This window comes from Micromonospora sp. HM134, assembly GCF_007833915.1.
In the GTDB taxonomy this organism is placed as follows: domain Bacteria; phylum Actinomycetota; class Actinomycetes; order Mycobacteriales; family Micromonosporaceae; genus Micromonospora; species Micromonospora wenchangensis.
Genome location: NZ_CP041061.1, coordinates 4,572,609 through 4,591,344 on the forward strand (window position 1 = coordinate 4,572,609; position 18,736 = coordinate 4,591,344).

The 18,736-nt window shown below is 75.7% G+C and carries 19 protein-coding genes and 1 pseudogene; 4 read left to right on the forward strand and 16 right to left on the reverse strand.

Features of this window, described 5'->3' with window-relative positions; all coding sequences use genetic code 11:
- Positions 1 to 7: 7 nt before the first annotated feature.
- From FJK98_RS19610 to FJK98_RS19620, 3 genes and pseudogenes are all read left to right on the forward strand, one after another.
- The gene (locus FJK98_RS19610) at positions 8 to 1,060 is read left to right on the forward strand and encodes a hypothetical protein (RefSeq protein ID WP_145920319.1); all 1,053 of its coding nucleotides are present in this window, start codon (positions 8 to 10) and stop codon (positions 1,058 to 1,060) included.
- Positions 1,053 to 3,736 (forward strand): annotated as a pseudogene (locus FJK98_RS19615) (FtsK/SpoIIIE domain-containing protein). Before FJK98_RS19610 ends, FJK98_RS19615 begins: the two are co-directional and overlap by 8 nt.
- The gene (locus FJK98_RS19620; protein WP_145920320.1) at positions 3,733 to 4,392 is read left to right on the forward strand and encodes a hypothetical protein; all 660 of its coding nucleotides are present in this window, start codon (positions 3,733 to 3,735) and stop codon (positions 4,390 to 4,392) included. The pseudogene FJK98_RS19615 and the gene FJK98_RS19620 overlap by 4 nt, the downstream one beginning before the upstream one ends.
- A 34-nt stretch (positions 4,393 to 4,426) precedes the next feature.
- Here the strand turns inward: FJK98_RS19620 and FJK98_RS19625 are convergent, their stop codons facing one another.
- The 10 genes from FJK98_RS19625 to FJK98_RS19670 all read right to left on the reverse strand — a co-directional run bounded on the left by FJK98_RS19625 (position 4,427) and on the right by FJK98_RS19670 (position 11,115).
- On the reverse strand, positions 4,427 to 5,698 hold the full coding sequence (locus FJK98_RS19625; RefSeq protein ID WP_145920321.1) for a cupin domain-containing protein: 1,272 nt from the start codon (positions 5,696 to 5,698) through the stop codon (positions 4,427 to 4,429).
- Positions 5,699 to 5,707: 9 nt separating this feature from the next.
- Positions 5,708 to 6,013: a hypothetical protein gene (locus FJK98_RS19630; protein ID WP_145920322.1), complete on the reverse strand. Its 306-nt coding sequence runs from the start codon at positions 6,011 to 6,013 to the stop codon at positions 5,708 to 5,710.
- 167 nt (positions 6,014 to 6,180) lie between these two features.
- Positions 6,181 to 6,609, reverse strand: coding sequence for a DUF2267 domain-containing protein (locus tag FJK98_RS19635; protein ID WP_145920323.1), 429 nt, complete (start codon positions 6,607 to 6,609; stop codon positions 6,181 to 6,183).
- Between the two features lie 4 nt (positions 6,610 to 6,613).
- Positions 6,614 to 6,805 (reverse strand): hypothetical protein, encoded by a 192-nt coding sequence (locus tag FJK98_RS19640; RefSeq protein ID WP_145920324.1) that lies wholly within the window; start codon positions 6,803 to 6,805, stop codon positions 6,614 to 6,616.
- A 247-nt stretch (positions 6,806 to 7,052) separates the two neighbouring features.
- Entirely contained in the window at positions 7,053 to 7,451 is a 399-nt protein-coding gene (locus FJK98_RS19645) for a TraR/DksA C4-type zinc finger protein (RefSeq protein ID WP_088647439.1), read from the reverse strand.
- A gap of 194 nt (positions 7,452 to 7,645) precedes the next feature.
- Positions 7,646 to 8,314: a uridine kinase gene (locus FJK98_RS19650; RefSeq protein ID WP_145920325.1), complete on the reverse strand. Its 669-nt coding sequence runs from the start codon at positions 8,312 to 8,314 to the stop codon at positions 7,646 to 7,648.
- A 266-nt stretch (positions 8,315 to 8,580) separates the two neighbouring features.
- Entirely contained in the window at positions 8,581 to 9,189 is a 609-nt protein-coding gene (locus FJK98_RS19655) for a winged helix-turn-helix domain-containing protein (RefSeq protein WP_145920326.1), read from the reverse strand.
- A 283-nt stretch (positions 9,190 to 9,472) separates the two neighbouring features.
- Positions 9,473 to 10,063: a winged helix-turn-helix domain-containing protein gene (locus tag FJK98_RS19660; RefSeq protein ID WP_145920327.1), complete on the reverse strand. Its 591-nt coding sequence runs from the start codon at positions 10,061 to 10,063 to the stop codon at positions 9,473 to 9,475.
- 51 nt (positions 10,064 to 10,114) lie between these two features.
- Positions 10,115 to 10,606 carry a rhodanese-like domain-containing protein gene (locus FJK98_RS19665; protein ID WP_145920328.1) on the reverse strand — a complete coding sequence of 164 codons (492 nt, stop codon included), beginning with the start codon at positions 10,604 to 10,606 and terminating at the stop codon, positions 10,115 to 10,117.
- 56 nt (positions 10,607 to 10,662) lie between these two features.
- Positions 10,663 to 11,115, reverse strand: coding sequence for a cysteine dioxygenase family protein (locus FJK98_RS19670; RefSeq protein WP_145920329.1), 453 nt, complete (start codon positions 11,113 to 11,115; stop codon positions 10,663 to 10,665).
- A 144-nt stretch (positions 11,116 to 11,259) separates the two neighbouring features.
- On the opposite strand from FJK98_RS19670, the gene FJK98_RS19675 reads away from it, so the two are divergent.
- Positions 11,260 to 11,652, forward strand: a complete 393-nt coding sequence (locus FJK98_RS19675; RefSeq protein WP_145920330.1) for an ankyrin repeat domain-containing protein — start codon at positions 11,260 to 11,262, stop codon at positions 11,650 to 11,652.
- Here FJK98_RS19675 and FJK98_RS19680 read toward each other — a convergent pair.
- From FJK98_RS19680 to FJK98_RS19705, 6 genes are all read right to left on the reverse strand, one after another.
- Complete coding sequence (locus FJK98_RS19680) at positions 11,639 to 12,433, reverse strand: class I SAM-dependent methyltransferase (protein WP_145920331.1); 795 nt, start codon at positions 12,431 to 12,433, stop codon at positions 11,639 to 11,641. The genes FJK98_RS19675 and FJK98_RS19680 overlap by 14 nt on opposite strands.
- 92 nt (positions 12,434 to 12,525) lie before the next feature.
- Positions 12,526 to 12,987 carry a DUF2231 domain-containing protein gene (locus tag FJK98_RS19685; protein ID WP_228544048.1) on the reverse strand — a complete coding sequence of 154 codons (462 nt, stop codon included), beginning with the start codon at positions 12,985 to 12,987 and terminating at the stop codon, positions 12,526 to 12,528.
- 205 nt (positions 12,988 to 13,192) lie between these two features.
- Positions 13,193 to 13,933 carry a GAF and ANTAR domain-containing protein gene (locus tag FJK98_RS19690; protein WP_145920333.1) on the reverse strand — a complete coding sequence of 247 codons (741 nt, stop codon included), beginning with the start codon at positions 13,931 to 13,933 and terminating at the stop codon, positions 13,193 to 13,195.
- A 176-nt stretch (positions 13,934 to 14,109) separates the two neighbouring features.
- A complete protein-coding gene (secA2, locus tag FJK98_RS19695; protein ID WP_145920334.1) occupies positions 14,110 to 16,401 on the reverse strand; it encodes an accessory Sec system translocase SecA2 in 2,292 nt (763 codons plus the stop codon).
- A 189-nt stretch (positions 16,402 to 16,590) separates the two neighbouring features.
- Positions 16,591 to 17,679, reverse strand: coding sequence for a zinc-binding dehydrogenase (locus FJK98_RS19700; RefSeq protein WP_145920335.1), 1,089 nt, complete (start codon positions 17,677 to 17,679; stop codon positions 16,591 to 16,593).
- The gene (locus FJK98_RS19705) at positions 17,672 to 18,706 is read right to left on the reverse strand and encodes a Gfo/Idh/MocA family protein (RefSeq protein ID WP_145920336.1); all 1,035 of its coding nucleotides are present in this window, start codon (positions 18,704 to 18,706) and stop codon (positions 17,672 to 17,674) included. Before FJK98_RS19705 ends, FJK98_RS19700 begins: the two co-directional genes overlap by 8 nt.
- Positions 18,707 to 18,736 lie beyond the last annotated feature (30 nt).

Consider the following 18,736-nt stretch of genomic DNA (forward strand, 5'->3'; position numbering starts at 1 on the left):
GGGCGTCGTGTCGATCGTCGAGGACGTCGGAGCCCAGGTGCGGGCCGCCGCCGAGGAGTTCCCCCTCGCCCAGCTCGCCCTGGCCCTGGAGAAGTTCGGGCAGGCCACCGAGCGGCTGCGCTGGGTACGCCAGGAGTCGGCCAACCCGATGGGGGTGCCGGAACTCGCCGCCGCCACCGAACACGCCGAGTCGGCCGGGCACGCCCTGCGGGTCGCCCAGGAACAGCTCTCCGGCTACCTGGCCGCCATCGGGCTGGCCCCCGACGGCCCGCCCCCGGCCCGCGCCGACGGCCCCGCACCACGCCACGACGGGCCACGGGGCGACACCACCGCACCGCCGGCCGCCCCGGCGCCGGCCGCCGACGAGGACCCCACCGTCAAGCGCTGGTGGGCGGTCCGGGTCGCCGAGCTGACCGGCGGCCGGGAGGGCCCGCCCGAGCAGCCGGACGACCGGGTCGCCGACTCCCGGGAACTGCTGCACCGGGTCGTCGCCGGCATCCGCTCCGGCGACCGGGACCGGCTGCACCGGGAGCTGCGTGCCGCGCACGCCGACGTCGGCCTGGGGCTGGCCGCGATCGCCCCGCCGCTGCTGCGCGACCTCGCCGGGGAACTGCTCGGGCACCCGCCCCGCGCCGACGACCTGCCCCGGCTGCGCCGGGAACTGGACGGCCGGGTCCGCGACCTGCTGCCCGGCCTGCCGCCGCCGGTGCTGCACACCCTGCTCACCCGGGTCTGCCGGATGCCCCCGCCCCGCCGGGGCGAGGACGGGCAGGAACAACCGCACGCCGCCGACCCGGCCGTCACCGCCGGTGTGCTGACCGGCGTGCTGCTGGCCCGGCTCGGCCGTGACCTGCCCCGCGAGGAACGCGACCCGCAGCGGGAGCCGACGCCACGGCGGACACCGGAACCCGACCGGTCGCCGCCGCGCCCACCCGCCGACCGGCACACCGAGCCGCGCCGTCCCGAGCCGGCCCCGCGCCGTCGGCCCGAGCCGCCGCCCGCCGGGTCGGCCACGCCCCGCCCGAGGAGCCCGTGGGCGGACGGTGGGTCCCGTGGCTGATCTGCGGGCCCAACTGGCGACGCGGGTACGCGGAATGCTCTCCGAGGCGCTCGGCGTCACCCGTACCCGGGTCGCCACGGCCGAGTCGGAGCTGGCCGCCGCCCGGGACCGGCTCGCCCGGGTCCGGCGGGCCGCCGCCGGCGTGCCGGAGCGGGTCGGCGTCGAACGCGACCGGCGGCTGACCGAGATCGACAGGCGGCACGCCGCCCGGCTCGCCGAACTCGCCCACCGGGCCGCCGAGGCGGCCCGCCGGGAGGCCCCCGGCGCGGCCAGCGCCCCCTGGTCCCACTGGCAGGTCACCCCGGCCGGACGCGGCGAGAGCCCCGGCCCGCTGCGGGTCGGCACCCTGCGGGTCGCCGACGCCGAACCGGTCCCGGCGCTGGTGCCGCTGCTCGACGCCGGGCACGTGCAGCTGCACGGCGACGACCGGGAGGGCGCCGAGGCGGTGGTGTCGGCGCTGCTGCTGCGTGGTGTCGGCCGGACCGACCCGGGCGCGGTGCGGCTCTACGGGTACGACCCCGAACACCTCGGCGGCGGACTCGCCGGCTTCGCCCCGCTGGGCACCGCCGGGCTGCTGACCTTCGTCGGGCCGGGCGGATTGGCCCGGCTCCTCGACGACCTGGTCGAGCAGATCCGCCGGATCAACGAGACGGTGCTGGCCGGCGAGTACGGCTCGCTGCGTGCCCTGGCCGCGGCCACCGGCCGGCGGCCCGAGCCGTGGCGGGTGGCGGTGCTGCTCGGCGGGGACGAGCTGTCCCGGCACGAACGCGGCCAACTCGACCGGGTGGTCCGTACCGGCGCGGCCTGCGGCGTGCACCTGGTGGTACACGGCATCGACCTGCCCGACGACCCCAGCCTGACCCGGGTCCGCACCGGCGTGGACGGAACCCGGATCGGCACCCCGCCCGGCCCCCGGTACGCCTCGACCCGCCCCCGCCGGCCACCCTGGTCACCGAGACCTGCCGCGAGATCGCCACCCGGGTCAACGCCGGCCCGCCGCCGACCCCCTTCACCGACCTGCTCCCCCCACCGGAGCAGATGTGGAAGGAGGACTCGGCACCCGGGCTGACCGCCCCGATCGGCGAGGGGCCACACGGCCGCCCGGTGCTGCTGACCCTCGGCGACTATCCCCCGCACGCGCTGATCGGCGGGCCGTCGGGCACCGGCAAGACCAACCTCATCTTCGCCTGGATCGGCGCGCTGGCCGCCCGCTACTCCCCCGCCGAGCTGGAGTTCTATCTGCTCGACTTCAAGGAGGGGGTGTCCTTCGCCCGGTTCGCCCAGGGTCGGCGCGACCCGAGCTGGCTGCCGCACATGCGGCTGGTCGGCATCAACGTCAACACCGACCGGGAGTTCGGCCTGGCGCTGCTGCGGTTCCTCGCCGAGGAACTGCGCCGGCGGGCCGACGCGGCCAAGAAGCACGAGGTCACCAAGCTGTCCGAGCTGCGGGCGGTGGACCCGACCGGGCACTGGCCCCGGATCGTCGCGGTGGTCGACGAGTTCCAGGCGCTGCTCGCCGGCCGGGACGTGGTGGCCCGGGAGGCCGCCGACCTGCTGGAGGACCTCGCCCGGCGGGGCCGCTCGCAGGGCATCCACCTGGTGCTCGCCTCGCAGGACGTCCGGGGCATCGAGGCGCTGTGGGGCCGGCCCGCGCTGGTCGCCCAGTTCACCCTGCGGATCGCGCTGCCCAAGGCGCTGCGCATCCTGGCCGAACGCAACGACGCCGCGCAGGCGTTGCCCCGCTACCACGCGGTGGTCAACGCCGAGTCGGGCCTGACCGAGGGCAACGAGGTGGCCCGCATCCCGTCGGCCAGCGACTGGGAGACGTGGAGCGAGTTGCAGCACCGGCTGTGGCGGATGCGGCCCGCCGATGCCGCCCCGGCGCGGCTCTTCGACGGTGACGCCATCCCCCGCCTCACCGAGGCCCCCGACTTCCGGGCCCTCACCCCGCCGCCGGGCGACACCGCGCCGCGCGGCCCGGTGGCCGTGCTCGGGGAGATCATCGACGTGCAGTCCCGGTCGGCGGCGCTGCGGCTGCCCCGGGCACCCGGCCGCAACCTCGCGGTCCTCGGCACCCGGGTCGACGAGGCGTGCGCGGTGCTCGACGCCGCCGCCCGGTCGCTGGCCCGGCAGCACCGCCCCGGCACCGCCCGGTTCTCCATCGCCTGCCTCGACCCGGACGCCGACCCGGCGGCCCGCGCCCTCTACGAGGACCTCGCCGACGACGCCGCCTGGTACGACGAGGAGACCGTCGCCGAGCTGATGGCCGAGACGGCCACCGCGCTGACCCGCCCCGGCACCTCGGGCACCCCGCACTACCTGCTGCTGTTCGCCGTCGACGCGGCGGCCGGGGCCCTGGCGACCGGCTCACCCGGCTCGACCGGCCTGGACCGGCTGCGCCGCATCCTGCACGACGGGCCGGAGCGGCGTACCCACGTGCTGGCCTGGTGGCGCGGGGTGGCCCGGATGCGGGCGGACCTGGGCGGGCCGGCCGCCCGCACCGACCAGATCGGCGCCTGGGTGGCCCTGGACGTGCAGGGCGGCGAGCTGGGCTCGGCGCTCTACCCGGGTTCCGGCGGGCCGGACTGGTACCCGCGTCCGTGGCGGGGGCTCTTCTTCGACCGGGCGGTGCACCGCACCGGACAGGTGATCATCCCTTATGGTCCGTCCCGATGAACGAACCCGTCCCCAGTGACACCTACGCCACGTACGTGCGCCGGCTCGCCGAGCTGACCGGCCGGGTGGCCGCCCAGCGGGCCGAGGCGCAGGCCTGGCACGACCAGCAGTGCGCCGCCGCCGAGCGGGCCGTCGCGCAGGCCACCGCCCAGCTCCACGACGCCGAGCAGGAGGTCGTCGACGCCCGGTCGATGCTGGAGCGGGTCGACGCCGAGGTGGGGCACCTCTGGGCCGAGCTGCGGTCCCGGCTGGGCACCCGGCGACCGGGCGACCCGCCGGGGCCGGCCCGGGACGTCGCCGGTGACCCGGTGCCGCTGCTGCGCGGGGTCCGCGAGCTGTTGGACCGGGCCGGCCAGCGCGGTGAGCTGCCGGGGTCGGTGAACCCGCTGCTGGCCCTCTGCGGGGTGGCCGGCGCGGTCGTCGCGTACGCCCTGGGGGCCGCCGCCCGCGCGGTGGGCCAACGCTACGGCGGCGACCTGGCGGTGGGCATGCCGGTGCTGGCGCTGGTGGTGACCCTGCTCGGCCCGGTGGCCGGGCTGGCCCCGGCGAAACGGTTGGCCGACCGCCGGCATGCCCTGCTCGGCCCCCGCCCGCTGGCGATCGTGCTGGCCGCCGGGGTGCTGACCACGGTGCTGCTGCTGGTGTCGGCCCGCTGACCGCCCCGGGCGACGCCCGGGGCGGCAGGGTGACTCAGGCCGGTACGGCGACCGCCTCGCGCAGCAGCCGGCGGGCCAGCACCAGCCGGTCGGCGTCGTCGTCCAGGCCGGGCAGGTCGCCCACCCGCAGCCCGGTGGAGCCGAGCAGGGCGTGCAGCGCCGGCGCGCACTGGTCGGGCAGGGTGACGGTGCGGTCGACCAACCGCAGCGCCACCCGGGCGTCGGCGGTCGGGGTGAGCTGCCAGCGCAACCCCGGACGGGGGGCGATCCGGCTGTCGGTGGTGAGCGCGGTGAGCGCGGCGGCCTGCGCCAGCGGCCGGATCGGCGCCGGGCGGGCGGCCGGCCAGGCCCGGCCACGCAGCCGGGCGGCCACCGCGGCCGGGTCGGCCCGCAGCAGCCAGTCGCGCAGCGCCTCCACCGTCTCGGTCAGCTCCGGTTCGATGGCGTCCGGGTCGGCGACGTCGGTGCCGAACGGCAGCCCGGCCCGCAGCCGGGGGTCCTCGGCGGCCAGCGCCAACAACTCCTCCACCAGGGCGTACCGGGTCAACGCGCGGATGCCGACGGTCAGGTGCAGCGAGCTGGTCTCCTGCGCCTGGGCGCTGTGCAGCCAGCCGCGCGGCAGGTAGAGCGCGTCGCCCGGTTCGAGGACCACGTCCAGCGCCGCCGGCCCGTCGGCGGTGGCGGACACCTCGTCGGCCCGGCCGCCCCAGGGCTGCCTCTCCAGCGGGTCGGTGAGCACCGGCGGGTGGATGCGCCAGTGCTTGCGGCCGTCGGCCTGGAGCACGAACACGTCGTGGGTGTCGTAGTGGGTGGCGAAACCCTGGTTGCCCGGCGGGGTGAGGTAGGCGTTGACCTGCAACGGCTGTGTCAGGGCGGTGCCCAGGTCACGGGCGAAGTCGATCAGGGCGGGCCAGAGCCGGTGCAGCCCCTGCAACACCAGGGTCGCGCCCCCGGCGTACAGCTCCAGGACACGGTCGTCGAGAACCTGGTCGCCGATCTCCGCGCCCGCGCCGCCGCCGCCGGTGAACCGGGCCGCCGGCACCAGCTGGCCGTCGCGGGCCACCCGCAGGAACGGGGTACGCAGACCCCGCCGGCTGAGCAGCTCGTCGGCGTCGGCCGGGCTGAGCAGATCGGTGAACCCGTCGGGGTTGGGCAGCTCGGCGGCCCGCGACAACAGTGGTGCGCGGCCCCAGTGGGCGGCGGCGAACTTGGCCGGTTCGACGCTGACGCAACGCTCCAGCGCCCGCGTCGCGGCCGACGGGACCGCCGGGCGGCCGTGGCCGCCCGGCGGGTCGATGGTCGTCATGGGTGTCGGTCAGCGGGCGCTGCCGTCGGCGCCACCGTCGTGCTGACCGGGCGTCGCGCCACCATCGGCCGGACCCTCCGCGCTGCCGTCCGCACCACCGTCGTGCTGACCCGGGGTCGCCCCGCCGTCGGCCGGGCCCTCCGCGCTGCCGTCGGCGCCACCGTCGTGCTGACCGGGCGTCGCGCCACCATCGGCCGGACCCTCCGCGCTGCCGTCCGCACCACCGTCGTGCTGACCCGGGGTCGCGCCACCGTCGGCCGGACCCTCCAGGCCGCCGCCGCTGGTGGTCTGCATGTCGTCATCGTTCAGTGCCATGGGTGCTCCCTCGGGTGTGCCGCCCCGCCGCAGGGCGGGGTCTGTCGTACGCGGGTGGTACCCCCCACACGATCTTCTCTAACCACACCGTAGACGGCCTGTCCGACGCGCGGGACCGATCGCCGGCCCCGGACCGTGCGGGCTCGCCGGTCCAGGGCCGGTCGGGGTCAGGGAATCAACCGTTGCAGGTCGCGGGGCATGCCGGCCTTCACGTCCTGCCACTCGCCCTGGGTGACGTGCCGGCGCAGGGCGTCCAGCACCACCCGGGCCACCCGCTCGGGGCCGCCCTCGACGTCGTAGGGGAAGCCCTGCCGGACCTCGTAGAGGAAGTCGTCCCGGTTGAGTTTCACCGGCACGTCCTCCGGCTGCCACCCGTCGAAGTAGATGCCCCGGACCAGCACCGGGAGCTGGGCGGAGAACTCCGCGCACTCCTGCACGGTCATCCGGTCACGCAGCAGGTGCAGCACGGTGCGCAGCGCCGCGTACGACTGGTTGCGTTGCGCCCGGGGCCACCCGTAGGCGTCCTCGATGTCCTTGAGGATCAGGTTGGTCTTGTCCACCGAGGACTCGAACGCCGACATCAGCTGCTCGGCCATCGGGTCACCCCCCGTCCTTCGGCTCGCCGCCCCAACGCCGGTCGTCGGCGCGTCGGGGTGGCCCCGACGGGCCCCGCCCCTGCCGGGCCGGGCTGCCGAACCGTGCGGGCCGCTCCGGTCGGCGGGTGTCGCCACCCGTGCCGACGACGTGCAGCACCGCACCACGTCGGGGATCCGCCACCACCCGTACCGTCATCTCGGTCACCTCCGTACCCGTGCGCGGTCTTCCCGGCCGCAGGGTGCGGCCGGCACCGTCGATGCTGCCCGCCGGCCGGGTGAGCCGCCCTCACCCGGCCGGGGTGAGGCGCGCCGTCGGGTGACCGGCGGTCGGGGCCGATGTGGCGGCACCCGTGGGGATGCCGCTTCATCGGCTCCCCGGAGCTGATCAGCGTGGGTGGGGTGGGCCGGCAGCCGGTGTCCGGCGGTGCCGGTCGGCCGCCGGCTCAGGCGGCGCGCCGCTCCCGGGTCTGCTTGCAGCCGACGCAGGAGGTGGCGGACGGGAAGATCTCCAGCCGCTCCACCGGGATGGGCGCGGTGCAGCCCTCGCAGAAGCCGTAGGTGCCCTCGTCCAGCCGGGTCAGGGCGTGCTCGAACTGGGCCCGCCGGTCGAGGATGGTACGGAGCAGGGACTGGGCGGTGTCCCGCTCGGCGGTCTTGGTGCCGCTGTCGGCCTGGTCGTCGCCGGCGGTGTCACCGACCTCCACCAGCCGCAGCACCTGGCTCTGCGCGACGGCCTGCTCGTACTCCGCGGACAGCTCGTCGTAGCGGGCCCGCAGGGAGGCCCGGATCTGGTCGGCCTCCGCCGTGGTGCGGGCGGTACCGACGGTGTCGTGGACGAGCATCGCTGCCTGCCTTTCCTGGGACCGGCGCGACCCGAGGGCGCTCCGGGCTCGGCGGGCACGGTGAGATCATCCCGTGCCGTGTGAGTGCGGCGATTACCCACCGCCCCGTCCCGCCAAACCACCGGTTTCGCCACCGTCGTGGCGGGCGCACCGGGCGTCCCGCCGGACCGGTGGGGCCCCGCCACGGCGGGGATTCAGCCGACCCCGTCGGTGCGCTGCACCCAGGCCGGGTGCCGGGGGTCGTCGACGCGCAGGACCACGTCGGCGAAGGACTGCGGGGCGACCTCGTCGGCGTACCGGGCGAAGGCGGGCAGGGTCCACCGCTGCGCCGGGTCGGTACGCCGGGCCAGCGCGGCCGGCGAGAGCACCAGGTGCACGGCGAGGTCGAAGGGCAGTCCCCCGCCGAGCAGGAGCGCCCCGCTGACCAGCAGCACCGTGCCGGGCGACAACTCCCGGTAGGCGGCCCGGCTGGCCCGGTCGGTCCGGGCGTCCCAGAGTGAGGGCAGCACCCGCCCGGTGCCGCCGGGGCCGGCCGGGTCGAGCACCTCCCGGCGCAGGCCGGCCTCGTCGATCCAGCCGTCGTAGTAGGCGTCGGGGTTGGTCCGGCCGAACTCGAAGCGGACGGAGGCGGGCCGCAGGAAGTCCCCGGCGCGCAGGTGCAGCGCCGGGCGGCCCCCGGCACGCAGCGGGTCGACGAGCGCGTCGGCGAGCCGGTCCGGGGCGGCTGCGGGCGGACCGTCGACGGCGACCCGGAGGTGGGCCGGCGGCGTGGCACCGTCGCCGGTCGGCCCGGACGCGACGGTGAGGAGCCGTTCGGTCAGCTCGGCGACGAGCCGGTCGGGTGAGATCGGACGGACGCGCATCCGACCATGGTGCCCCGTGGGCCGGCGGCCGGCCCGGCGGCCCGCGCACCGGGCGACGGGGCCCGGCGCACCGGTCGGGTCACCGCGGCGGGCCGCCGCCGAGCCGGCCGCCGGTCCGGTCGACGGGACTCGGGGCGACAAAATTCTGCCCCGGCGGTGACCCGGAACCGGGCGATCCCGGCCGTGGCCGGCGGCACGGCACGGCGCAAGCGCTTCGGTGGGGGCTGCCCGCCGGCGGGCGGTGACGGCGGTCCGGGCGGAACGGTTCAGCCGGTGCGGTCGACGGTGACCCGGGCGTCGTCGGCGAGCCGGTAGCCCACCCCGTAGACCGTGGTGACCAGCGGGACGTCGACGCCGACCTTGCCGCGCAGCCGACGCACGTGCACGTCCACCGTGCGCACCCCGGCGTGCTCGTAGCCCCAGACGGCGTTGAGAAGTTGCAGCCGGGTGAACACCCGGCGGGGGTGGGCCACCAGGTGCAGCAGCAGGTCGAACTCCAGCCGGGTCAGCGGTAGCGGCTCGCCGTCGCGCAGCACCGACCGGGAGGAGGCCAGGATGTGCAGCATCGGGATGGTGGCGGCGAGGGACCGCCCCGCGGACCGGCCGGCCGGGACCTGGTCGGGTCGCCGTTCGGCGGGCACCCCGGTGGTGGCGATGGTGCCCTCGCCGCGTTCCAGCATCTCCCGGGCCGCCTCCAGCAACCGGCGGGCCGGCGCGGTGAGCGACTCCTCGCTGGCCAGCGGAATCGACAGGGTCACGGTGAGCACGGGGGTGGCGGCGGTGGCCGGACGTCGCTGACCGCCGGGAGGCCGACCGGGAACCGAGGGCTGGGACGTATGCCATCCGGCGCGCGACGATGCGGGGCTGACCGACATGGTCCTCCTTGGGCTGGTCCGGGTATCTCCCCACGGCCCGGGACGCCGCTGCATCGATGCTTCCCGGCCCCTGGACGAGGGTCAAGGGGCGACCGCGTTGCATGAATGTGACAATTGACGAACAGTTCGCAGCCGATCCCTCGCTCTGCGTACGAGCCAGATGATTACAGCAGAAGCGTCGAAGTGCCCGGGTACGGGGGTGCCCGCCGGTCGGATCACGGCGGGCACGCCGCGACGCACCCGGCTCGGGGCGGGCCGGGTGCGTCGCGGAATGGTCGAAAGGTCAGCGGAACCGGTCGACCCGTACCCTCGCCTCGTCGGCGAGCCGGTAACCCACCCCGTACACGGTGGTCACCAGGGGGGTGTCCACGCCGAGCTTGGCGCGCAACCGCCGGATGTGCACGTCCACGGTGCGGGCGACGGCGTGTTCGTACCCCCAGACGTTGGCGAGCAGTTGCAGCCGGGTGAAGACCCGGTGCGGGTGCTCGGCCAGGAACAGCAGCAGGTCGAACTCGATGCGGGTGAGCGGGATCTCCCGGTCGCCCTGACGCACCACCCGGGTGCCGGCGAAGATCCGCAGGGTCTCCGGGTGGTCGTCGGTCGGCACGGGCTCCCCGACCACCGGCCTCGGGCGCGGGGCCGACAGCGACGACAGCAGGCGCGGCGCGGTCGACTCGCTCAGCCGGACCACCCCCTCCCCCGCCTCGGCCAGTTCGCCGAGCAGGTCGACCAGGCGGGCCAGCCGGGGCGTCAGCGGCCCGGCGGTCAGGTCGAGGGTGATGGTCAGCGAGGGCGTGGAGCGGGGCCGGCCCGGCACCACCCGGTCGGGACGGCCCGGCGGGTGCGGACGCGCGGTGAGGGCGACGAGGGACATGGGAGCCTCCTGTGTGGCGGTGCGTCCGCCACGCCCGGTGGGGCGCGACGGTCAGTGCGGCGTCCGGCCGGCGGTCACCGGCGGCGCGAAGGACGGGGTATGGTGCGACGGCGTCGGGCCCAGGGTCGGCAGTCCGGCGATCCGCCAGGCGACGAAGCCGCCCACCACGTCGGTGGCCCGGTGCAGGCCGATGTCCTGCAACGCGGCGGCGGCCAGCGACGAGGTGTAGCCCTCCTGGCAGATCACCAGCACCGGCAGGTCGTAGTCGACCGCCTCGGGCAGCCGGGCCGGGCACCGCGGGTCGAGCCGCCACTCCAGGACGTTGCGCTCGATCACCAGCGCGCCCGGCACGGTGCCGTGGGCGGCCCGCTGGGCCGCCGGCCGGATGTCGACCATGATCGCCCCGCCCCGGCAGGCCAGGTGGGCCTGCTCGGGGTCGAGCCGGCGCAGTCGGGTGCGGGCCTCGGCGAGGATCTCGTCGATGCCGCGCGAACCCGGTGGTGGGGCCGGACAGCTCTCGGTGAGGGTGGCGTGTTGCGGCATCGTCGCGGTCCTTCCATGGGCGAGCCGGCGGGTGGGGGAAACGGGGGCGGGCGGCGTCACCAGGAGACGCCGGCCCGGGCGACCTCGGCGACCCGGAGTCGCCCGTCGACGAGGTGGTACCGGGTCATGTGACGCAGCGCGGGCAGGTAGACGTGCACGCTGACCGCCGGCTGGTCGCCGCGGTTGGTCACCACGTGCACGTGTCGGGGGCCGAACCGGCGACCGGACCCGGCGGCGAGGCGGTGCGGGCGCAGCCGCCCACCGGAGACCGTCTGTTCGGTCAACTCGCCGGCGACGACCAGGAAGGCCCCCGAGGAGCCCCCGTGGTCGTGCAGGTCGGTGCCCTGGCCGGGTAGCCAACTCAACGCCCAGACCTCATGGTCGTCGGCCGAGGCGAGCCGGGTGTACCACCGCTCGGTGCGGTCGAAACGCAGCGGCACCGACCAGGTGGTCGGGTCGGCGTACCGGCCGGCGACGGCGAGCAGGTCGGTGGCGTGGATGCTGGTCATGGCTTCTCCCGTGTGGTGCGTCCCCCGACACTCTAGACTGTAAAGCCTATAGGTTTAGTAGGTAATACCGAATGTTGGGACGCGGGAGGCGGGCACGCTCCCGTCCCCGGCGGCCACCCGGGCACGGGACTCTAGGCTGAGCGGATGACCGAGGAGTTCGACGCCGAGACGCTCGCCTTCGCCCACCGGATGTTCGACCTGGCCCGCACGGGTGAGGCCACGGAACTCGGTGGCCACGTCGACGCCGGGCTGCCGGTGAACATGACCAACGACAAGGGCGACACGCTACTGATCCTGGCCGCCTACCACGCCCGTCCGGAGACCGTCGCGGCGCTGCTGGCCCGGGGCGCCGACCACACGCGGGTCAACGACCGCGGGCAGACCGCACTCGCCGCGGCGGTGTTCCGGCGCAACCCCGAGGCGGTACGCGCCCTGCTCGACGCCGGGGCCGACCCGGACCACGGGACCCCCTCGGCGGTGGAGACGGCCCGCTTCTTCGACCTGCCGGAGATGCTCACCCTGCTCACCACCCGCTGACCGCCCCACCCGCGGGGCCGCCGATGGCCGGCTTGACGGCCTCGATCAGGAAGCGTCGGGAGTGGGCCACGAAAGCGCCCTCGGCACGGATCTGCGCGTGCAGCCGTTCGAGCCGCGGGCGGTACCGGTCGACGTCGAAGTCCGGCACGGTCCACACCACCTTGCGCAGGAACCAGACCACCGCGCCGATGTCGTGGAACACCGCCCGCAGGGTGGCCCGCTCCAGCCGTACCACGTGCAGGCCGGCGGCCCGGGCGGCGGCCACCGCCTGGGCGGTGTGCCGGGTGGCCGGCGGCGGCAACGGGCCCAGCACCGCCTCGCTCAGCTCCCGCATGGTGCCGGCGCCGATCTGCTGGGACAGGTAGCGCCCGCCGGGACGCAGCACCCGGGCGATCTCCACCCACGGGGTGTCCACCGGGTGCCGGCTGGTCACCAGGTCGAAGGCGGCCGCCCGGAACGGCAGCCGGGACACGGGAGCGACCTGCACCACCCGGGCGTCGACCCGTCGCAACGTCCGCCGGGCGACCACGACGTTGGGTGGCCACGCCTCGGTGGCGACCAGCAGCGGCGGCGGTTGGGGCAGCTCGGCGAGCACCTCGCCCCCGCCGGTGTCGATGTCCAGCGCGGCCGTGACCGTCGCCATCCGCGCGGCCACCTGGCGGGCGTAGCCCCACGGTGGACGCTCCTCGGTGGCCCGCCCGTCCAGCCAGCCGAAGCCCCAGCCGTCGACGGGGGCGGCGGCGGCCTCGGCGATCAACTCCGCACAGCTCGGCTCGACCATCCGCCCACCCTGCGGCAGAGGCCGTACGGCCGGCAACCCGATTTACCCCGGGCGGCACGACCCGCACGACCCCGGCCGGGCGGCGCGACGGGTCAGGGGGCGGGGCGGAGGATCTCCACGGTGGAGCCGGCCGGGACCCCGTCCAGGCTGTCGAACCCGGTGGGCTCGCGGCGGCCGGACTCGAACTGGCGCATCAGCCGGGCACCCAACCCGACGCCGACCGCACCGACGAGCAGCGCGACCAGCTCGGTCGCCAGCAGCACCCCGGTCGCCCCACGCTGCGGGGCATCCGCCCGGACCAGGCAGGACAGCAGGAAGAGCGCGGCCATGCCCGCATTGACCATGTTGAAGGTGACCATGGTGCGACGGTGCGGCCCCGGCCGTACGTCCCACAGGTCGATCATGCCGGCCACCGCGGCGAGCCCGGCGGCCACCAGCGCGGCGATCGCCGTCCAGTAGCCGACCTCGCCGAGGAACGCCGGGCCGCCCGCCACGTCGGCGAGGTCGAAGACGGTGGCACTGACGAAGAGCCCGAACGGGAACGTCACCAGCATCGGTTGGATGGGATGCCCCTGCACCCTCAGGCGGCTCTCCATCGTTTCCTCCCCGGGATCGGCTCAGCTCACCGGTCCAGGGTGCTACCCGGGGGCCGCTTCGACGAAACGGTCGGGCCGGGATTCGCGGGTCCGGAGAGAAACGACACCGCCGGCCGCCCGGACCGCCCCGGTGGACGGTCCGTGTCGGGTCGCTCGCGGCGGGTCAGGACTCGCGGGGGCGGGAGACGGTGGTGACCAGCCGTTCGGCCACCTCCCGCAGCGGGATGTCCAGCGAGGACGCGGCGCTGCGCAGCACGTCGAGAGCCTCCGGCGCCGGGCAGCCCCGCTGGGTCATGATCACCCCGACGGCCTGGCCGACGACGTTCTCCCCGAGCAGCGCCCCGTCGCGTTCGCTGTCCCGCTCGGCCCGCCGGGCCCGGTCCCGGACGGCGGCCAGCAGCAGCCCCGCGTGCTCGGCGAGCAGCATCGCGGTGAGCTGGTGCCTCGTGCCCAGCGTGCCGGGCCGGCCGGCGTACAGGTTGATCGAGCCGATCGCCCGCTCGTCGACGTCCACCGGAGCGGAGATCACCCCGCGCACGCCGAGCCGGCGGGCGCGGTCGGTCCAGGCCGGCCACCGGTCCTCGACGGTCAGGTCCGCCGCGATGATCATCTCGCGGCGGCGGATGGCGTTCATCGCGGGTGACTCCGCGCCGTGCCCCAGGTCGTCCAGCTCGGCCAGCCGGGGGTCCGACGCGGCCACCCCGGCGGGCTCACCGGCGCGCAGCGCGGTGAAACCGCACCAGAGCACGCCGGGCACGGCGTCCGCGGCGATCCGGACCAGCTCGGTCAGCGCCTCGTCGAAGTCGTCGACCGCGATCAGTCCGGCGGTCAGCTCGCGCAGCAGGGCGGCCGTCTCCAGTACCCCGAGCGTGTCGATGGTCAGCTCCCGCATGTCCAGGTTCACCGGTCCGCGCGCCCCGTCGTACACCTGCCGCCCGGCACCGGCGTCATTGCCTGTGTCATCGTGATGATCTCTCTCCCGAGTCGTGGGCCCCGGGCTACTACCCTCGCAAAACAGGATCGAAACCGCGTAAAGGAACCCCTCCGGCGCATCCCGCGTCGGAGGGGTTCCCGGGCCGCTCAGCGGGCGGCGGCGAGCCGACGGCCGACGGAGGCGATCAGCCGGTCCAGTTCCGAGCCGAACGGGTTGTCGTGCACCAGGTACGTCCAGGTGGCGCTGGGCCGCACCAGCTTGGCGGCGTCCGGCTCCCAGTCCTCGGCGAACTCGGTCTCCTCGAAGGTCGCCAGGGTCCGCGTCTCGATCTCGGGGATGAGGTTGGTGAACGCCGGCACCGCCGCCCGGTGGAACTCGTCGAGCGGGTCGAGCCGGCCCAGCGCCCGCAGGTGCACGCCCTCGCGCACCTCGGACAACTCGGCCAGATGCTCCGCCCAGAGCCGGTCGGTGTGGTAGAGCGCGATGGAGCGGGCCACCCGGGCCAGCAGGTCCTCGTCCATCTCGCCGGCCTTCTCCGGCATCCGGTCGAGCAGCATCAGCGCGGCCACGTCCGAGGTGAGCAGCCGCTCCCGGCGCTCGGCCAGGGCGATCCGCTGCTGCTCGATGACCACGCTGTAGCGCCAGGTGTTGCGGTGGATCTCGTGGTTGACGCCCTCGGCGACCCGCTGGGCGTGCTCCACCGCGTAGTCGACCTGCTCGTCGGTGACGAGGCCGTCGGCGTTCATCCGGGGCGAGGCCGGGACGGCGTCGCCCGCGTGCCGCACGACCAGGTCGTCCTCCAGGCTGACGAAGAAGACCGAGCCGCCCGGGTCGCCCTGCCGGCCGGCCCGGCCGCGCAGCTGGTCGTCGACCCGGCGGCTGTCGTGCCGGCCACTGCCGATCACGTAGAGCCCGCCGAGCTCGGCCACCCGTTCCTGGTCGACCTGCTCGCTGCCGCCGAGCCGGATGTCCACGCCCCGGCCGGCCATCTGGGTGGAGACGGTCACCGCGCCGTACGCGCCGGCCTCGGCGATGATCTCCGCCTCCTCGTCGTCGTTCTTGGCGTTGAGCACCACGCACGGCACCCCGGCGGCGTGCAGGCCGGCGGCGAGCCCCTCGGACTCCCGCACGTCGAGGGTGCCGACCAGCACCGGGCGGCCCGCCTCGTGGCAGCGCCGGATCTCGTCGATCAGCGCCTCCTCCTTCTCGGCCCGGGTCGCGTAGATCCGGTCCGGCTCGTCCTCGCGGACGCAGGGGGTGTTCGGCGGGATCACCGCCACCTCCAGGCCGAAGAACTCGCGGAGCTGGTCGCCGACCAGCACCGCGGTCGCCGTCATGCCGCACAGCTTGGGGTAGAGGGCGATGTACGCCTGCACGGCGATGGTGCCCAGCACCTCCCCCTCGGCGGTGGCGTCCAGCCCCTCCTTCGCCTCCACGGCGGCCTGGAGGCCGTCGGGCCAGCGGCGGCGCTGGGCGACCCGGCCGCGCATCTCGTCGATCAACTCCACCGAGCCGTCGCGGACGATGTAGTCGACGTCGCGGTGCAGCAGGGCGTGCGCGTGCAGCGCCACGTTCACCGCGGAGAGCTGGCCGACGTGCTCGGTGTCGTACAGGTCGATGTCGCCCAGCTTGGCCTCGACGGCGGCCAGGCCCTCGGTGGTGAAGGCGACGCTGCGCCCGTCCTCGGCGACCGTGTAGTGCCGGCCCTTGCGCAGTCCGCGCACCAGCGCGGCGGCGGCGTGCACCGGGTCCTGCTCGCCGGTGACCGAACCGGCCAGCACCATCGGCACCCGGGCCTCGTCGATCAGGATCGAGTCGGCCTCGTCGACGATGGCGGTGGCCAGCGGCGGCTGGACCCGGTCGGCGAGGTCGGTGACGAGCTGGTCGCGGAGGAAGTCGAAGCCGGCCTCGCTGACCGAGACGTACGTGACGTCGCAGCCGTACGCGGCCCGCCGCTCGGCCGGGGTGGACGCCTCGTTGACCCAGCCCACGGTCAGCCCGAGCAGCCGGTAGACCGGCGTCATCCACTCGGCGTCCCGACGGGCCAGGTAGTCGTTGACGGTGAGCACGTGCACCGGCCCGTTGCCCAGCCGGACGTGCCCGTAGGCGGCGACGGTGGCGGTGAGCGTCTTGCCCTCACCGGTGGCCATCTCGGCGACCTTGCCGGACAGCAGCGCCATCGCGCCCAGCAGCTGCACGTCGTACGGCCGCTGGTCGAGACCGCGGCGGGCGGCCTCGCGGCCGACGGCGCAGATGTCCACGTACTCCGTGGCGGCGCCGGCGGCCTCGGTCAGCGCCTCGTCGTCGAGCGCCGACAGCTCGTCCTCGCGCGCGGCGATCCGCGGCAGCAGCTTCTCCAGCGGAGCCAGGTCGACCGTCGTCCCCGGGCGTTGGAGGAACCGGCGGAACCTGCTCTTCAACCGTTGCGACACACCCATGAGCGGCAACGGTACGCGAATCCGGCCGGAAACGGCTGCCCGGTCTGTCCGACGCGGCCCCGGTGTCCGGTTACCGGCACGTTCGGGCAGGTCAGCGCGGGGGTGCCGGTTCGCCCGGCGGACGACTGCGGGCGCCCCGCCGGCCGGGGCGGGGGCTGACGGCCGTCGATGACCACCGGGCCGGGGCTGTCAGGGGGTGAGGACGACCTGGAGTTCGTGGCGGCGGCGTTGCGCCAGGTCGGTGAAGAGCGCCGGGGCGTCCGCGAACGGGACCACGGCCGAGATCAGGTGCTCGCGGACCAGGTCGCCGTGGCGGCGCAGCAGGTCGATCGTCTCGGCGGAGAGGCGTTCCCGGTCCCAGGTGGGGGCGAGACCGCGCGGCACCCGGCCGATCTGGGCGCAGCGCAGCGACAGCCCGTTGTGGTGGAACTCCTCGCCGAGCCGGACGGCGTCCGCGCCGCCCGGGTAGAAGGCCAGGTCGATCACGGTGCCCTGGGGGCGCAGCAGGCGCAGCGCCAGGTGCAGCGCGTGGTCCTGACCCCGGCACTGGAAGACCACGTCGGCCCCCCGGTCGCCGACGCCGTGGTGCCAGCGGGTCTTGAGCACCACCGCCGGGTCGTCGGCCCGCGGGTCCAGGGTCTCCAGCCCGAGGGCCCCGGCGACCTGCCGGCGCTGCGGCGTCGGGTCCAGCACCACCACCGAGGCGGCGCCGTGCCGGCGGGCGAACAACGCGGTGAGCAGGGCGACCACGCCGCCGCCGACGACCGCCACCCGTCGTCCGCGCACCCCGTCGCCGAGGGTGCGCACGTCGGGGCCGTACAGGTCGGCGGCGGCGTGCAGCAGCCCGTTGGCGCAGATCGGGCCCATGTGGGCCACGTAGACGCCGAGCATCGGGTCGAGATCGTCGGGCAGCGGCACGAACCGTTCGGCGACCGGGTCGGCGACGTGCCCGGTGCGGTGGCCGTACGTCATCGCCCCGAGCGTGCCGACGGCGATCGCCGGGGTGCGACTCTCCACCACCTCGGCGACCTGCATGTAACCGAACCGGGTGACCGGGTACGGGGTGTCGGCCGCGCCGGGCCGGAACAGGCCGAGGCCGGGGTCGAGGGTGCCGGTGAGGTGGGGGTTGGTGCCCTTGACGAAGCTCAGCTCCGTGCCGGCGGAGATCCCGCTGTAGCGGGTCCGCACCCGGACGGTGCCCTCGCGCAGCTCACCGGCCTCCTGCTCGACCAGCGCGACGCGCCCCGGGCCCTCGACCACCAGCACCGTGTCACGCATCGACGGCCGCCCCGGTGGGCGTGCCGGGCCGGTCGTCGGCTGCCGGCGGGCGGGCGGCCGGGCCGGTGGGCAGGCTGACGCTACGGCCGGTCCGGGCGCTCTGCGCGAGCGCGACCGCCAGTCGTTGGGTGCGCAGCGCCTCCGCGTACGGGACCCGGATGTCGTCGCCGACCCCGGTGACCGCGTCGACGAAGGCCCGGTCGACGGCGACCCGGGCGGCGTCGGGGTCGGCCGGGAGGTGGCGTTCCCCGGCGGCGTCCCGGACGGTCAGGCCGTCCTCGGCCAGCGACAGGGCCAGCCCGTCGGCGAGGATCTCCAGTCCGGCCCGGTGCTTCCAGCCGAGCACGCAGGCGGCGGCGAGGGTGCCCACCGCGCCGGAGGCGAAGCGCAGCGTGGCGGCGGTCACCGAGTCGATGTCGGCGTCGTCGACCGGGGGTGGGCTGCCGTCGCCGTAGGCGGTCACCTCGACGGCCTCGCCGACCAGCACCCGGGTCAGGTCCAGGACGTGGGCGGCCTGTTCGACGACCGGGCCGCCGGAGCGGTCCCGCACCGCCCACCAGGCCACCGGGGGCACCCGGTCCAGCCAGGCCCCGTTGACCATCCGCACCGGACGGTCGGCGAGCAGTTCGCGGGCCCGCGTCACCACGTGCAGGTAGCGCCAGTGGTGCCCGACGGCGGTGCGCAGTCGCCGCTGCTCGACCAGGGCGGCGATCCGTTCGGCGGTGTCCAGGTCGACCGCGACCGGCTTCTCCACGAACATCGGCACCCCGGCCGCGATGACGGCCTCCTCCACCGGCCCGTGGGCGAACGGCGGCACGCAGACGTATACCGCGTCGGGGCCGGCGGCCAGCAGGTCGTCGACGTCGGCGAAGGCCCGGGTCGAGTGCGTGTCGGCCAGCCGGGCGGCGGCGGCGCGGGTCACGTCGGTGACCCCGACCAGTTCGACGTCGGCGAAACTCCCCAGCACGCGGGCGTGGCGTTGCGCCACCCCGCCGGCCCCGACCAGCCCCACCCGGCACGTACGCATACCCTCGGCCCTCTCGACGCGGTCGGCACC